This window comes from Sphingopyxis sp. (genome assembly GCF_035998905.1).
Lineage (GTDB): Bacteria > Pseudomonadota > Alphaproteobacteria > Sphingomonadales > Sphingomonadaceae > Sphingopyxis.
The window spans coordinates 1-16069 of record NZ_DASYHG010000018.1 but is presented as its reverse complement, the minus strand read 5'-3'; the positions used below and the strand labels follow the sequence as shown (position 1 = coordinate 16069).

The 16069-nt window shown below is 67.7% G+C and carries 7 protein-coding genes; 4 read left to right on the top strand and 3 right to left on the bottom strand.

Annotated features, from left to right (window positions below):
• Position 1: 1 nt before the first annotated feature.
• Both VGN62_RS08900 and VGN62_RS08895 read left to right on the top strand, forming a co-directional pair.
• Positions 2-1114, top strand: a complete 1113-nt coding sequence (locus tag VGN62_RS08900; RefSeq protein ID WP_327452877.1) for an endo-1,4-beta-xylanase — start codon at positions 2-4, stop codon at positions 1112-1114.
• Positions 1115-1383: 269 nt separating this feature from the next.
• Positions 1384-9336 (top strand): autotransporter-associated beta strand repeat-containing protein, encoded by a 7953-nt coding sequence (locus VGN62_RS08895; RefSeq protein ID WP_327452875.1) that lies wholly within the window; start codon positions 1384-1386, stop codon positions 9334-9336.
• 100 nt (positions 9337-9436) lie between these two features.
• Here the strand turns inward: VGN62_RS08895 and VGN62_RS08890 are convergent, their stop codons facing one another.
• Together VGN62_RS08890 and VGN62_RS08885 are read right to left on the bottom strand one after the other, a co-directional pair.
• Complete coding sequence (locus VGN62_RS08890) at positions 9437-11665, bottom strand: CoA transferase (RefSeq protein WP_327452873.1); 2229 nt, start codon at positions 11663-11665, stop codon at positions 9437-9439.
• The gene (locus VGN62_RS08885) at positions 11662-12072 is read right to left on the bottom strand and encodes a GFA family protein (RefSeq protein WP_327452871.1); all 411 of its coding nucleotides are present in this window, start codon (positions 12070-12072) and stop codon (positions 11662-11664) included. The genes VGN62_RS08890 and VGN62_RS08885 overlap by 4 nt, the downstream gene beginning before the upstream one ends.
• Positions 12073-12183: 111 nt before the next feature.
• On the opposite strand from VGN62_RS08885, the gene VGN62_RS08880 reads away from it, so the two are divergent.
• Positions 12184-13599 (top strand): aldehyde dehydrogenase family protein, encoded by a 1416-nt coding sequence (locus VGN62_RS08880; protein ID WP_327452869.1) that lies wholly within the window; start codon positions 12184-12186, stop codon positions 13597-13599.
• A gap of 1 nt (position 13600) precedes the next feature.
• Complete coding sequence (locus tag VGN62_RS08875; RefSeq protein ID WP_327452866.1) at positions 13601-14806, top strand: acyl-CoA dehydrogenase family protein; 1206 nt, start codon at positions 13601-13603, stop codon at positions 14804-14806.
• Between the two features lie 96 nt (positions 14807-14902).
• Here the strand turns inward: VGN62_RS08875 and VGN62_RS08870 are convergent, their stop codons facing one another.
• Positions 14903-15748 carry a 23S rRNA (adenine(2030)-N(6))-methyltransferase RlmJ gene (locus tag VGN62_RS08870; protein WP_327452864.1) on the bottom strand — a complete coding sequence of 282 codons (846 nt, stop codon included), beginning with the start codon at positions 15746-15748 and terminating at the stop codon, positions 14903-14905.
• Positions 15749-16069: the final 321 nt, after the last annotated feature.

The following is a 16069-nucleotide window of genomic DNA, read 5'->3' as shown; positions in this document are numbered from 1 at the left end:
GATGCTCGGTCGTCGTTCCTTCATCGCCAGCGCCGCCGGCGCCGCGCTCGCCGCAACAGCCGCGCGCGCGGCCGAGGCCGGGACGCTCGAGGCCATCGCGCGGCGCCGCGGCCTGCGCTTCGGGACCGCCGCGTCGTTCGACCAGCTGAAGCGGGCTGACTCGCGCGCGCTGATCGCGCGCGAGTGCGGGGTGCTGACTGCCGAGAACGAGTTCAAGTGGAAGCATCTCGAACGTATCGAGGGCAAATATCGCGAGACCGAGGCCGACGCTTTCTATCGCTTCGCTGCCGACGAGGGGATGCAGCTGCGCGGTCACACCTTTGTGTGGAGCCAGGACAATCGCATCCCCGACTGGATGCTCGCGAAAGAGGCCGATCTGGCGAGGGACGGCGGCAAGCCGCTCGTCGCGCTGATGCAGCGGCATTGCGACTATCTGGCAAAACGCTATCCGACGATCCCGTCGTGGGACGCGGTGAACGAGGTGGTGCAGTTGCAGGATGGCGCACTGCGCAGCTCGCTCTTCCTGCGCGTTCTCGGCGAACGCTTTATCGACATCGCCTTTGCGATGATGCGCGAAGCGCTGCCCAAGTGCCAGATGGTCTATAACGACTATATGAGCTGGGACGCGAAGGCCGACCATCGCGACGGCGTGCTGCGGATGCTCGAAGGCGCGCTGGGGCGCGGCGTGAAGATCGACGCGCTCGGCATCCAGAGCCATATCGGCGGCACGCTCGGCCGCAAGCGCGACGAGCTGGCGTGGCGCAAATTCCTTGAGGCGGTGCAGGGCATGGGGCTCGACGTGCTGATCACCGAACTCGATTGCAGCGACCGTAATGTCGCCGCGACCGAGCCTGCCGTGCGCGATGCCGAGGTCGCAGCGTTCACCAAGGGGTATCTCGACCTGACCTTGAGCTTCACCAATGTGAGGCAGGTCGTGACATGGAGCCTGACCGACTTCGATTCCTACCTTAACCGCCCGGGCTATCCCGGCGAGCGCCGTCGCCCCGACGGCCTTGCGATGCGCGGCCATCCCTATGATGCAGAGATGCGGCCGAAGCCGCTGCGCACTGCGATCGCCGAAGCGCTCGCCGCTGCGCCGGTCCGCAAGGCGTAGACCGATCGTCCGTTGAATGGCGCGGCCGGCGAACCGGCCGCGCTCCTCCCTAACTTATATGGAATCCGGCTGGGCGGGATCGCTTCGCCCTGACGGCCCGCGACCGTGAGCGCCGCTGCCTTTCAGACACCGGTGGCAAATTGTCCGGTCTATGACTTTATTGTCAATGGCGGAAAAATAGGATAGACAACATTGTCAAGAAGGAAGGGGTAACCTTCTTTCGGTGGGAAATCCGCGGTCGAATCGGCCGGGACAGGGGAGAGTTGACGATGCAAGGGACCAGCAACCGCGCGCGCGAATTTTCGGCCTTGGGGCGAGGCGCGAAGATGGCGCTGTTGCTCTCGGGATGCGCAGTAATTGCTTTCCCGGCCGTCGCTCTGGCGCAAAATACGACGGTCGCTGCAGGAACGCCGCGTACCACCAACCTCAACATGGACGCCGACGATACGCTGACAGTCGATCCCGGCGCGAGCTTCAGCGTCAACGGCCCACAGGCCGTCAATATCAATGCGGTCACCAGCGGCGCCGGTGTCGTGATCACCAACTCGGGGCTGATCGAGGCGACCACCAACGCGAACGCCCGCGCGATCAACAGCAATGGCGACTTCGCTGCGCGTAATGTCACCATCACCAACAATGCGAGCGGAACCATCCGCAGCACGATCCGCAACGCCATTCGCTTCGCCCCGACGAACCCGGGGTTCAGTGCGCCGGGGTCGGTGATCCGCATCGACAACAGCGGCCGCATCGAAACCACCGGTACGAGCAATGCGGCGATCGAGATCGGCGACATCGGCGGGGCGCAGTTCGTTCTGACCAACAATGCCGGAGCGACGATCGCAGCGGCCGGACTGCAGGCGATCATCTCCGGAACGGCTTCGACGATCACCAACAACGGCACGATTACAGGGGTTGGTAATAGCGCGATCGTGCTGAACGGCGCTTCGACGATCACCAATAACGGCACGATCACGGGGTTCGGCACCGGCGCGATCGTGCTGAGCAGCAATGCAGGCAATACCGTCACCCTCGGCGCATCGAGCCTGACGCAGAACGGCAACGCACCCGGCGCAACGCCCGCCCCGGCGACGCCCAGCACCAACGCCAACGCCGTCAATTTCACGGGCACGGGCGCCAATATACTCAACCTCCATGCCGGCGCGACGGTGATCGGGCGGCTCAACGGATCCAGCGCCGGCGGCGACCGGCTGAACCTGCTCGCCGGTACGGGGCCGGCGACGCTTGGCGTCGTCAGCAACTTCGATGACATCCATGTCCAAAGCGGCGACTGGACGCAGAACGCGACGATCAGCTCCGAATCGGGGGCACCGCTGACCAGCGTCACGATCGACAGCGGCGCGACCTTGCGCTGGGTCGACAGCCCCAGCGGGGTGGGCGGCGGTTTCCTGCGCGGTGCGATCACCAACAACGGGACCTTCGTCGTCGGCCGCACCGGTTTCACCTCCCAGTCGAGCACATACGACCCCGGCGACGGGACGGCCGTCACGGTGCACTCGGTGCTGTCGGGATCGGGCGACCTCCGGATCCAGAACGGCGGCACCTTCGTGCTGACCGCGCCGAATAGCTATACCGGCACGACCTTCATCGAAAATGGCGGCCTTCGCGGCGACGCGGCCAATGTCTTCGCGCCCGGATCGGCGGTCGACATTTCGGCGACGGGAACGCTGAACGCCAATGGCTTCGACCAGACCGTCGCCAGCCTTGCCGGATCGGGCAAGGTACTGCTCGGAACGGCCGGGAATTCGACGCTGACCGCCGGCGGCAACAACGCCTCGACCAGCTTTTCCGGTACGATCGAACAGGCGGGCAACCTGACCAAGGCGGGCAGCGGCACGCTCACGCTGTCGGGCGCCAATAGCTACACCGGCAACACCTCGGTAAGCGGCGGAACACTCGCGATTGCGGGTGCCGGCAGCATCGGCGCGTCGGCGTCGCTGGTACTCGCCAATGCGGGAACCAGTTTCGACATCGCGGGCGCAAGCGGCGCGCAATCGGTCCAGAATCTCTCGGGCGCCGCGGGCAGCAGCGTCCAACTCGGCGCGGTCGACCTGACCGCGACCTATTCGGCCGATGCGGTGTTCGCGGGCAATATCGCGGGCAGCGGGAAGTTCACCAAGGCGGGAACGGGGACGCTGACCCTGTCGGGGGCGAACGCGCTGACCGGGCCGCTCGAGCTGGGGCTCGGACGGTTGCTCCTGACGGGCAGCGTCGCGGGCGACGTCTCGGCGCTCGGCGGAACGATTCTCGACGGCGCGGGGACCATCGGCGGCACGCTGACCCTGGCCGACAATGCGACGCTCAATATCGGCAATGGCGGCGTGGGCACACTGACCGTCGGCGGGCTCATCCTCGGCTCGACCTCGGTGCTGAACTACGACCTCGGCGCACCCGGGGTCGGCGGGGCGAGCGACCGTATCCAGGTAAACGGCAATCTGACGCTCGACGGGCGGCTCAACGCAAGCGATGCCGGCGGCTTTGGCGCGGGGGTCTATCGCCTGATCGACGTCACCGGGTCGGTGACCGACAACGGCCTCTCGGTGACCGGATTGCCCGCCGGCTATTTCCTGTCGCAGGGTACGGTCCAGATCGCGCCGAACCAGGTCAATCTGGTGATCTCCGCGACCGCGTCGGGAATCCAGTTCTGGGACGGCGCGGGCACGGCCGATGACGGTGTGATTGCGGGCGGCAGCGGCAGCTGGACCAATGCGGCGACCAACTGGACCAGCCTCGACGGCGCGACAAACGCCGCATGGGAAGGCGCGTTCGGGGTCTTCCAGGGCGCCGCCGGAACGGTCAGCGTCGACGATGCGATCGTCTTCGACGGCCTTCAGTTCATGACCGACGGCTATGTGATCGCCGCGGGGACGGGCAGCCTCTCCACCGATACCGCCGAAACCAGCCTGCGTACCGACCCCGGCGTTACCGCGACCATCGCGGCCGCGATCGGCGGCACCGGCGGCCTGTCGAAGCGCGACGGCGGCACGCTGATCCTGTCGGGCGCGAATATTTATAGCGGCGCCACCCTCGTCGAAGGCGGCACATTGCAGGTGCAGGGCGGCGCGGCGATCGCCGACGCCAGCGCGGTCACGCTGGCGGGGGGATCGACGCTCGCACTGGTCGATGCCGAAACCGTCGGTTCGCTCTCCGGGGCGGGCAATGTCGCGCTCGGCGCGACGCTGACCGCGGGCGCCAACGGCGGCTCGACCAGCTATTCGGGCGCCATGACCGGCGCGGGAGGCTTCACCAAGGCCGGCGCGGGGACGATGACGCTGGCAGGCGCCAGCAGCTTCGACGGGCTGGTGACAGTGGGGCAGGGCACCCTCGTGCTCGGCGTCGCCAACGCGCTGCGCAGCGGCGCCGACGTCCAGGTCGACGCAGCCGCGACGCTTGCGCTCGGCGCCAACAGCGTGCTCGGCACGCTCACCGGCAGCGGCGCGGTCGCGGGCGGGGCCAGCCGGCTCCAGATCGACGACGGCAGCTTCGCGGGCGTGATCTCGGGCACCGGGAATATCGTGAAGAGCAGCGCCGGAACGCTGACGCTGTCGGGGGCGAATGCCTATACCGGCACGACGAACGTCATGGGCGGTACCCTCGCGCTAACCGGCACTGGCAGCGTCGACGCGACGAGCGGCTTCAACATGTCGGGCGAAAACAGCGTGTTCGATATCAGCGGAGCGAATGGCGCGCGCACGATCACCCGTCTGCAAAGCGCGGTGACGACGTCGCAGATCCGGCTTGGCGCGAACCAGCTGACGATCGTCAACGACGGCGGCAGTCTCAACTATCTGGGGACGATCACCGGCACCGGCGGCATCCGCAAGACGGGCACCGGCCAGATCAGCTTCAACAACAGCAATAGCTATGCCGGCGGGACGATCGTCGAGGGCGGCACACTCCGTGCGCAGGCGATCGACGCCCTCGGCACCGGGTCGCTCGACGTGCGCGCGGGCGCGACCGTCAACCTTGCCGGTTTCGGAGCGCACGCCAGCGGCCTCCTCGGCGCGGGCGCCGTCACGCTCGGCGCGGCGAGCGGCGGGCTGATGCTGACCGGCGGCGGCGACTTCGCCTTTACCGGCGTGATTTCTGGGGGCGCGGGGCTGGCGAAGGGCGGCAGCGGTACGCAGACGCTGGGCGGTGCGAACAGCTATACCGGCGCGACGACGATCTCCGGCGGTACGCTGGCGCTGTCGGGCGACGGGGCGATCGCCGGATCGGCGGCGGTCGCGCTCACCGGCGCGGGTGCCACCCTCGACATTTCGGGCGCCTCGGGCACGCGATCGGTGAACAACCTGACCGGGGTCACCGGCACCGTGGTTGCACTCGGCGGAGGCAGCCTGACCGCAACCTATGCGGTCAATGGCGAATTTGCGGGATCGATCGGCGGCAGCGGCAGCTTTACCAAGGCGGGTGCAGGGACGCTGACCCTGTCGGGAAGTAACGGCCTGACCGGTGTCACCAACGTCACCGCGGGTACGCTTCTCCTGACGGGCAGCGTCGGCGGTGATGCAACGTTGAGCGGCAGCGCGACGCTCGCCGGCATGGGCAGCATCGCGGGAACGCTGACCGCAGGAAGCGGGATTATCGAGGCGGGCGGCAATGGCGTCGGCACGCTGACCGTCGGCGGGCTCGTGCTCGGCGCCGACACGGTGCTGAACTATGATCTCGGCGCGCCGGGCAATCTCGCGGCGAGCGACCGCATCCAGGTGGGCGGCAATCTGACGCTTGATGGTACCGTCAACGGGCGCAATGCCGGCGGGTTCGGCACCGGCGTCTATCGCCTGTTCGACTATGGCGGCACCCTTACCGACAACGGCCTGTCGGTCGGCGCACTTCCTGCGGGCTTTTCGCCCGCACAGGCGCAGATCCAGACCGCGATCGGCGGGCAGGTCAACCTCGTCATCGCCGAGCAGATCCCCGACATCCAGTTCTGGGACGGCGCGAATCCCGCCGCCGACGGCGTCATCGCGGGCGGCAGCGGAAGCTGGACGAATGCGGCGGCCAACTGGACCGGCATGACCGGCGCCACCAACAATGTCTGGGGCGGCAATTTCGCGGTCTTCGCGGGCGCGGCCGGAACGGTCACCGTCGACGACACTATCGCACTGCGCGGCATGCAGTTCATGACCGACGGCTATGTCATCGCGAACGGATCGGGCGCGCTTGTCATCGCCGATGCGGCGACGAACCTGCGCGTCGACCCCGGCGTCACCGTGACGATCGCCGAAACGATCCGCGGCGCCGGCGGCATCGTCAAGAACGACACGGGCACACTTATCCTGTCGGGCGCCAACAGCTATGCGGGCGATACCAAGGTCGCGTTCGGGACGCTCCGCGCCCTCGGCGGTTCGGCGATCCCGGTGACGAGCGCAGTCACCGTCGACGGCGGCGCGACGCTCGATATCGCGGCGGCACAGGAAATCGGCAGCCTTGCGGGTGCAGGGTCGGTGACTTTGTCGGGTGGTTCGCTGACGGCGGGCGGCAACGGCACCTCGACCCTGTTCAGCGGTACGATTTCGGGCGTGGGCGGCCTGACCAAGAAGGGCGCGGGCACGCTGACCCTGACCGGTGCGAACGCCTACACCGGAGCGACGCTTGTCGAGGGCGGCACGCTCGCGGGCAAGATCGGCGGCGGCGACCTTGGCATCGCCGCGGGCGCGAGCTTCGATCAGGCGGGAACGGTCAACGCAGTGGCAACGCTGTCGGGGGCGGGCACCATCCTGCTCGGCGGCAATGGTTTCAGCGCGGGCGGCGCGGCGAACAGCGGCTTTGCGGGATCGATCGGCGGCAGCGGCAGCTTCACCAAGACGGGCACGGGCACGCTGACGCTTTCGGGGACGAACAGCTATGACGGCGCGACGCTCGTTGCGGCGGGGGCGCTGCAGGCGGCGAGCGCCGGCGCGCTCGCGGACACCGCGCGGGTAACGGTCGCGGCGGGTGCGACGCTCGGGCTTGGGACGAACGAGACGCTCGCGATGCTCGACGGGCGCGGCGCGGTGGCGCTGGGCGCGAATTCGCTCACCGTCGGGGCGGGAAGCTTCGAAGGCGCGATCGGCGGCACCGGCGGGGTGACCAAGGTGGGCGCCGGCACGCTGACCCTTGCGGGAACCAACACATATAGCGGGGCGACCGCAGTCAACGGGGGCGTGCTTGCGATCGGTCCGGGCGGCTCGATCGCGGCGACGTCGAACCTGACGCTTGCGGCGGGCGCAGCGTTCGATATTGCCAATGGCGGCGCGCAGACGGTCGGCGGCCTGACGGGCGCGGCGGGCTCGCAGGTGCGGCTCGGCGGCAATGTCCTCACGGTCAACCGCGCCAGCGGCAGCCAGAGCTTCGGGGGCACCATCGCTGGCAGCGGGGGACTGACGAAGGCAGGCGGCTCGACGCTGATCTTCTCCGCCGCCAACAGCTATAGCGGTCCGACAACCGTGCAGGGTGGCACGCTGCGCGCCGCTGCGGCGGGCGCGTTCGGGTCCGGGCTGCTCACCGCCGGCACCGGGGCAACCGCCGATATCGACGGGTTTGCGCAGTCGGTGGCCGGGCTTTCGGGCGCGGGTACGGTGATGCTCGGCGGCGCGACGCTGACTGTCGGCGGTGCGGCGGACAGCGAATTTGCCGGAATTATCACCGAAAGCGGCACGCTCGCGAAAGCCGGCAGCGGGACGCTGACCCTCTCGGGCGCCAGCAGCTTCACCGGCGCGACCAATGTCCTTGCCGGACGGCTGGTCGTCAACGGATCGCTGGCCTCGACGGTCAACGTCGCGAGCGGCGCGACGCTGGGCGGCAGCGGCCGCGTCGGCGGACTCGTCGTGACCGGCGCTATCGCGCCCGGCAATTCGATTGGCACGCTGAATGTCGCGGGTAACCTGACCTTCGCCGCGGGATCGACCTACCAGGTCGAAATCAATCCGGCGGGGGCGTCGGACCTGATCGCGGCAACGGGCACCGTCACGATCCAGGGCGGCACCGTTTCGGTCCTCGGCGACGGCAGCACAAATTTTGCCAACCGCACCGATTATACGATCCTGACGGGCAGCGCGGTGACCGGCACCTTTGCCGGTGTCACCGACAATCTTGCCTTCCTCGACGCGTCGCTCCTCTATGGACCCGCCGCGGTACAGCTTCGCATGACGCGCAACGACGTCAGCTTCGCCGGGATCGGGGCGACGCCGAACCAGCGCGCGGTCGGTGCGGCGCTCGACGCGGGCGGGCCGGGCACGCTCTACGACGCGGTGCTCAACCTCGACGGCGACCGGGCGCGGCGCGCCTTTTCGGCGCTGTCGGGAGAGGTTCACGCTGGCGTCCTGGCGGCCGCCGGGCGCAACGCGGCCGACGATCGCCGTCCGATCGCCGAACGCCTCGCGGGAGCGAGCGGTGAGGGCGGATCGGCGTGGGGCGATGCGATTATCGCCGACCGCAAGCTCGACGCACGGGGCGGCTATCAGGGCATGGACGGCGTCCGCTACGGGCTGGCCGGGGGCTTCGAATATGGCCTTGGCGGCACCGGCAAGATCGGCGTCGGCGCGCTCTATGCCAAGGATGACCTCGACCTCGGTGCGCTGGCGGGCGAGGCGAAGATCGATACGACGTCGCTCTTTGCCTATGGCGGTTTCGATTTCGGCAAGGCGGCCGTGCGGCTTGGCGCAGGATATAGCTGGCTCGGCATCGACACCAGCCGCCGCGTTTCGCTCGGAACGATCCAGAATGCGCTGAAGGCGAAGCAGGAGGGTGAGCAGTGGCAGGCCTTCGGCGAACTCGCTTATAAGGCGCAAGCCGGATCGCTCGCGATCGAACCCTTCGCGGGAGCAGCCTTCGTCCGTACCGAACTCGATGCGGCCAGCGAAGGGAGCTCGGTCGCGGCGCTCGACATCGCCCGCGCGGCACAGGAGGTCGTGACCGGTACCGCAGGCATCCGCTTGCGCGGCCCGTTGTTCAGGCTGGGCAAGACGCCGTTGGCGCTCGATGTCGAAGTGGCGGGCGAGCATCGCTTCGGAAACGACCGTGCGACACGGGTCGCCAGCTTTGCCTCGAACGGCGAACGCTTCACCGTCGGTGCGGTCAATGCCGGGCGTGACGTGATCCGGCTGCGGCTCGGCGCGACGACCGAAGCGATGGGCGGCGAATTCGGCTTCGGCTTCGTCGGCGCCCTCTCGTCCGCACAAAAGGACTATGGCGTGCGTCTGCGCGCACGCTGGGATTTCTGATCATGGTCGCCTTGTGCAGCGTTGACCCGCTGTGGCGGTGCTTTCGCGCGCCTGCGGGGGTCTCGTGGCCCGCGCTGACGGCAAGGCGGCCCACCACCGCCTAAGTGGTAACAGCGGCTGGCGATTGCGGTGACGTCTCGGCGGCGAGATGGGAATCGATCGTCGCGTACACAGTCGGGGCAGTGGGCTGCAAAATTCCTGTGCTCTCCAATGCCGCCATCTCGGCAGCGCCGAGGCCAAGCCAGGTCGCAATGACCTCGTTTGTCTGCTCGCCCGACAGGGGTGCCGGCTGGTCGGGCGGAGCCGCGAGGTTGCGATAATGTGCCGCAGCGCGTTCCGATACGACCGGTTCGGCGAGGTACGGGTGTCGATCGCTTCGAAAGCAGTCGCGCTCCACGCAATAGGCGAAGCCGGGCAGGTCGGCGACCCGAAGCATCGGTGCTGCTGCGATGCCCCGGGCCTGCAAGGCCTGCGCGGCGTCGATCGGCGATCGGGCGCCGACCCATTCATGGAGCGAAGCACCGCCGAGCAGACCCTCCAACGATGACGCGCGGCCGGGAAGGGTAAGTACGCACCATTCGTCGTCACCTAGCGCGCGCATGACTATCGAGGGGCCGGCGGATTGCGGCGCGTCGTCCGCCATCAACAGTGCGGCAAACTGCCCCAGCATCACTTCGGCCTGCGACACGCTTGCGGTGCCGCCGCGTCCGGTGCGCAGTCGCCGGATCAGCAACGCGGTCGCGCCGAGTGCGCTGATGCGGCCCGCGACATGGTCGGGATAGACTGTCACCGCGTCGCTGTAGCTTGCCGGATCGTCTTCATATCGCCACATCCCGGTCAGCCCCGTCGCGGCGCGGACGAGCGGGCCATAGCCGAGCCGCTTCGCCCACGGCCCCGTCGGGCCGAAGGCCGAGCTGTCGGCCATCACCAGCCGCGGGTTCGCTGCCGTCAGCACATCGGCGCCAAGACCGAGCGCGTCGAGCGTCCCCGGCTTGAAGTTCGAAAGCAGAACATCGGCCTGGCGCACCAGGTCGAGGAACAGCGCGCGGCCTTCATCTTGCCGCAGGTCGAGTCCGAGGCTGCGCTTGCCCCGGTGCCCCGCGGCGAAGCTCGCCGAGAGACCGTAGGGCAGGTAGGATTGGCGCGATCCGTCAGGAAAGGCCGCGCTTTCGATCTTCACCACATCGGCGCCGCCGTCGGCGAACATGCGCCCTGCTTCGGCCCCGACGACGATCACGCCGAGATCGAGGACTTTCAGGCCCTCGAACGGCCGGGCGAGCGCCTCGTCGCCGGTTGCCAGCGATGGCGTATCCTCTACCGCGCCGACCGGTCCCATGCGCGCGCCGTCGATCGTCAGCACCCCGTTCGGAAGCGTCACGCGCCGCCCGTCTGCCAGTGCCACCTCGGTCAATGCCTCGCGCGCCGCGACCTGCTCGCTCGCCGCAAACTCGTCGAAACTCAGCAACCCCGCAATCGGCACCCCGTGCGCCTGGCCCTCCGTTTCCAGTTCGGCGCGCTTCCGCGGCGCGAAAAAGGCGGCGAGCGCCGCCTGCAGCTCTTCCGACTGTTGCCGCGTGCCGATCTTCGCAAATTCGGGCCCGGCAAAGGCTGCGGGCTCACCCATCCAGCGGAGCATCCCCTGCCACTGGCGCGGCGCGAGCAGGCAGATGCGGACCTGACCGTCGGCGCAGGGGAAGATCGGATATTGCGTGCCCTTCGCGGGCCGGTCGCGCGACAGCAGGTGAACGGGGCGTCCCATCGTCGCGCTGCCGTTGATGCCATAGCCCGGATCGAGCGCCTGCATCGCACCGTCAAGCGCCGAAAAGTCGATGCGGTCGCCGACGCCCGAACGCAGCGCCTTGAAACAGGCGGCGAGTAGCACATAAGCGCCCTGCGCCGCGGCGCATTGCCAGGCGAGTTCGCCGGGCGGTAGCAGCGGCGCCCGCCCGCGAATGCCCGAACGTGACAGGCTGCCCGACAGCGCGTGCAGGACCGCATCGCTCGCCTGCCAGTCGCTCAGGCTGTTGCCGATGCCGAAAGCGCTGACCTCCATCAGCACGAGCGCGGGATTGGCCACGGCGAGCACATCATAATCGAGCGCAGCCGGCGGCGCGACGATGATATCCGCCTCGGCCAGTGCATCCGGATCGACCGGCCCGGCGTGAACGATCTTTCCCGCATTCGCCGCAATATCCGCCGCATCGCCCGTCACCGGACCATAGCGATCGACGCGCGCTCCCAGTTCGGCGAGGTAGCGTGTGATCGGCGCCAGCGGCCCTTCGACGAGATCGACGACGCGCAGCCCCGCCAGCGGCCGGTCGGCGCTCATCCGGGGTTGCGGGGGAATTGCGGCAGGTTCGCGGGGATTTCGACCCACGGCAGCGCGGTCGAGGTCCAGACATGGATCGCCGGTTCGAAACGCCCCGGCTCGTCGGCGGTCCCTGCCTTGACGATCGCGACCTTGGGCGAGGCAGCGGAAAGCGACCGGATCGGCGAGCCGCAGGTCGCACAGAATTGCCGCAGCACCGGCTGGCCACTTTCGGTGTCGGAATCCTCATAAGTGGCGAGGTCGCCCGTCAGCGTCATCGCGCCTTCCGCAACGATGACGTTGACCGAAAAGGCGCTGCCCGACTGGCGGCGGCAGTTCGCGCAATGGCACACCGCGACGGCGATCGGATCGGCGCTCAGCCGGTAACGCACCACGCCGCAATTGCACCCGCCCTCGATCTCGCTCATCACTCTCTCCCATATCTTTGCTGTTGCGCTTTTATCTAATGACATTAGTTTATGGAGTCGGCAACAGACAATCGGTCGGCGCAAAACCGGCCGCAAGAGGTGGAGAGGTAAATGAGCGAGACTTTCGCGATGACGATCGATGGCCGCGCGGTGTCTGCGGCGCGGACGATCGATGTACGCAACCCCGCGACGGGCGAGATATTCGCCGCCGCGCCCGATGCCGATGCCGCCGATCTCGACACCGCGGTCGCCGCCGCGACGCGCGCCTTTCCCGCATGGCGCGACACGCCGATCGCCGAGCGCAAGGCCGCGCTGGCGAAGGCGGCCGACGCGATCGAGGCGCATGCCGACGAACTCGCCGCGCTGTTCGTCCGGGAACAGGGGCGTCCGCTGCCCGGCGCGAAGATGGAAATCCTCGGCGCCGCGATGTGGATGAAGGCGACGACGATGCTCGACATCCCCGTCGACGTCACCGAGGATAGCGATACGCGCCGGATCGAGGTGCATCATGTCCCGCTCGGCGTCGTCTGCGGCATTGTGCCATGGAATTTCCCGGTGCTGCTCGCCGCGTGGAAGGTCGGCCCGGCACTGATGGCGGGCAACACGCTCGTGCTCAAACCCTCGCCCTTCACGCCCCTCTGCACGCTGCGTATCGGCGAACTGATCCGCGATGTCTTTCCCGCGGGCGTGATCAACATCATCAGCGGCGGCGATGCGCTCGGCCCGCTGATGACCGCGCATCCGGGCTTTGCGAAGATCAGCTTTACCGGCTCGACCGCGACCGGCCGCCGCGTGATGGAATCGGCGGCGAAGGATCTCAAGCGCATCACGCTCGAACTCGGCGGCAACGACGCCGCGATCGTGCTGCCCGATGTCGATGTCGACGCGGTCGCGGCGCAATTGTTCGAAGGTGCCTTCCACAACAGCGCGCAGGTCTGCGTCGCGACCAAGCGGCTCTATATCCACGCCGACATCTACGATGCCTTGCGCGACCGTCTCCACCAGCTCGCAAAGGACCTGCCTGTCGGCGACGGGGCGGAGCAGGGCAATCGCTACGGCCCGATCCAGAACGAGCCGCAATATCGCCGCGTCCTCGCGCTGCTCGACGATGCGCGCGCCAATGGGCTGACCCTGCTCGAAGGCGGGGCGGTGCCCGATCGCGGCTATTTCGTGCCGTTGACGCTCGTCGACAATCCGCCCGAGGACAGCCGCGTCGTCGTCGAAGAAGCCTTTGGCCCCGTTTTGCCGCTCCTCAAATTCACCGACATCGACGATGTCGTCGCGCGCGCCAACGACAGCGACTATGGCCTCGCCGGCGCGGTGTGGTCGGGCGATGTCGAGGCGGCGACCGCGATCGCGCACCGGCTCGACACCGGCACCGTCTGGATCAACCAGAATCTCCAGTCGACGCCCTTCACTCCGCTCGCGGGCGCGAAGCAGTCGGGCTTCGGACAGGAAAATGGCGTGCCCGGCTTGCTCGAATTCACCCGCCCCAAGGCGATCTTCATCCCGAAGGCGGCCCGATAACATGCAGCTTAGCCCCGAAGACGACGCGTTCCGCGAAGAGGTTCGCGCCTTCTTCGCGGCCGAGCTGACCCCCGAACTGCGCCGCGCGGGCAAGCTGATGACCTCGGTTTACGCCGACCACGCGTCGCAAATGGCCTGGCAGGAAAGGCTGCACGCGAAGGGCTGGGCGGCGCCCGCCTGGCCCGCCGAGCACGGCGGCTGCGACTGGAGCGTCGTCCAGCATCATATCTTCGCGAGCGAGCGGGTGCGCGCCGGCGCGCCGCCGGTGTCGCCGATGGGGATCAGGATGTGCGGTCCCGCGATCATCGGTTTCGGCACCGATGCGCAAAAGGCTTTCTTCCTGCCGCGGATGCTGAACGGCGAGCATTTCTGGTGCCAGGGCTATTCCGAACCCGGCGCGGGATCGGACCTCGCCGCGCTGCAGATGAAGGCGGTGCGCGACGGCGACAATCTTGTCTGCACCGGCACGAAGATATGGACGACGCACGCCCATGTCGCGAACTGGATATTCTGCCTCGTCCGCACGGCGAAGACCGAACGCAAGCAGCAGGGCATCACCTTCCTGCTCATCGACATGACCTCGCCGGGGATCGAGGTGCGCCCGATCGTCATGGCGTCGGGCGAGCATATCCAGAACCAGATCTTCTTCGACAATGTTCGCGTGCCGGTCGCGAACGTGCTGGGCGAAATCGACGACGGCTGGACCGTCGCCAAATATCTGCTCGAATTCGAACGCGGCGGCAGCGCCTATGCGCCCGAGATCGAGGTTGCGCTCGATGAACTGGCGCAGCAGGTCGCGGCGCAGCCTGCCGGCCCCGCGCGTGCCTTGCTCGACGTGCGGATCGCCGAAGCGCGCATCCGCTGCGACATCCTCGCCCGGCTCGAAAGCGATATCCTCTCGCGGCTGTCGGCGGGCGCACCGACCGGCGCCGATGCCTCGATGATGAAAATCCTCGGCACCGAATTGCAGCAGCGCGTGACCGAACTCGCGCTCGACGCTGCGGGGCCGCTCGCCCGCGCGTTCCAGCCCGGCGTCGCGATGCCCGGCGGTCCGATCCCCGGCCATATCCTCGACGACTATTGCAGCGGAGAGGTGTGGCAGGCGATCGCACCGCTCCACTATCTCAACGAACGCGCGAGCAGCATCTACGCGGGGACGAACGAAATCCAGCGCGGGATATTGGCGAAGGCGGAACTGGGGATTTGATTCCCGTAATCGCGAACCCGTCCTTCCGGTGGACGTCAAGGACGGTGCGGGAAGCGGACGATTGCACCACCGTCGCCCCTGCGAAGGCGATTTGTTCTAGTCGCCCAACCAGTCGGTCGTGATCTTCCCCCTATGCCCCTCGGGCGCCAGCGCCGCGCGCAGCGCTTCCAGCAGAGGCGGCAGCGCCTGCGTGAAGGCGTAGGGCGGGTTGACGATAAAAAGGCCCGCGCCGTTATAGCCCGCGCCGTTATAGATGTCGGGCTGGTCGCTATCGTACAACCAATGCTCAACGTTCAGCATTTTCGGGATGCCAAGATTGCGGAGTTGCCCTTTCCAGCGCGCATGCGTGGCGCGGTCTTTAAGCGGATACCAGATCACCGTCACGCCATGCGCCCATTTGCGGTGCGCGGTGGCGAGGGTGGCGGTGATACGTTCGCGTTCGTCGGTCTGCTCGTACGGCGGGTCGACCACCACCACGCCGCGAGGCGTTCGGGGCGGCAGCATCGCCAGCCAAAGCTCGTAGGCGTCGCGCTGATGCACGGCGGCGGAAGTGCCGCGCATCGCGCCGCGCAGGGCATAGACGTCGTCGGGATGTTTCTCGTTCAGGACCAGAAAATCCTGCGGGCGCAGAAGCTGCGCCAGAAATCGCGGCGATCCGGGGTAGAGACGCGGCTCTTCGCCGGCATTCACCGCCCGCACGGCGGCGCGATAGTCGTCCAGCAAGGGGTTCGGGTCGGCAAAGGCGCGCAGCACGCCCTGTACAGCCTCGCCGGTGCGCCTCGCCTCCTCGCCCCCAAGGTCGTACAGCCCGCAACCGGCATGGGTGTCGATCAGGGTCAGCGCGCCCGGTTTTTGCTGCAAGGCCCGCACGAGGGCGATCAGCAGGGCGTGCTTTACGACATCGGCGCTGTTGCCGGCATGGAAGCTATGGCGATAATTCATTGTAATTCAGAATCCCGGCGATCTGCCTTCATCGAACGGCCGGGCGCGGAAGCCGGGCGAGGCGATGGAAGCAACCAATCCGGTGCCCGTATAGCGTCGGGCGGCAACCTTCAAAGCATTCCGTGCAAGGCCTCAAGTCCGCGTTGCGATCCGACCAAACCGGCAGAGACCGTCCGCTTTGGGGTGGAGAGCGGACGTTGCGGTGATGAACTGATTTCCCCTCTCGCTTGCGGGAGGGGCAGCGAGGCTTGCGAACTTGTTCGTTAGCCGCAGCGGGGTGGGCCTGATCGTAACGTGGCTGCCCACCCCCGACCCCTCCCG

What these genes read in the sequence shown, in the direction of transcription:
- VGN62_RS08900 (WP_327452877.1), top strand. Translation starts at nt 2, where the DNA reads ATGCTCGGTCGTCGTTCCTTCATCGCCAGCGCCGCCGGCGCCGCGCTC.
- VGN62_RS08885 (WP_327452871.1), bottom strand. Translation starts at nt 12,072, where the DNA reads ATGAGCGAGATCGAGGGCGGGTGCAATTGCGGCGTGGTGCGTTACCGG.
- VGN62_RS08880 (WP_327452869.1), top strand. Translation starts at nt 12,184, where the DNA reads ATGAGCGAGACTTTCGCGATGACGATCGATGGCCGCGCGGTGTCTGCG.
- VGN62_RS08870 (WP_327452864.1), bottom strand. Translation starts at nt 15,748, where the DNA reads ATGAATTATCGCCATAGCTTCCATGCCGGCAACAGCGCCGATGTCGTA.
- VGN62_RS08875 (WP_327452866.1), top strand. Translation starts at nt 13,601, where the DNA reads ATGCAGCTTAGCCCCGAAGACGACGCGTTCCGCGAAGAGGTTCGCGCC.
- VGN62_RS08890 (WP_327452873.1), bottom strand. Translation starts at nt 11,665, where the DNA reads ATGAGCGCCGACCGGCCGCTGGCGGGGCTGCGCGTCGTCGATCTCGTC.
- VGN62_RS08895 (WP_327452875.1), top strand. Translation starts at nt 1,384, where the DNA reads ATGCAAGGGACCAGCAACCGCGCGCGCGAATTTTCGGCCTTGGGGCGA.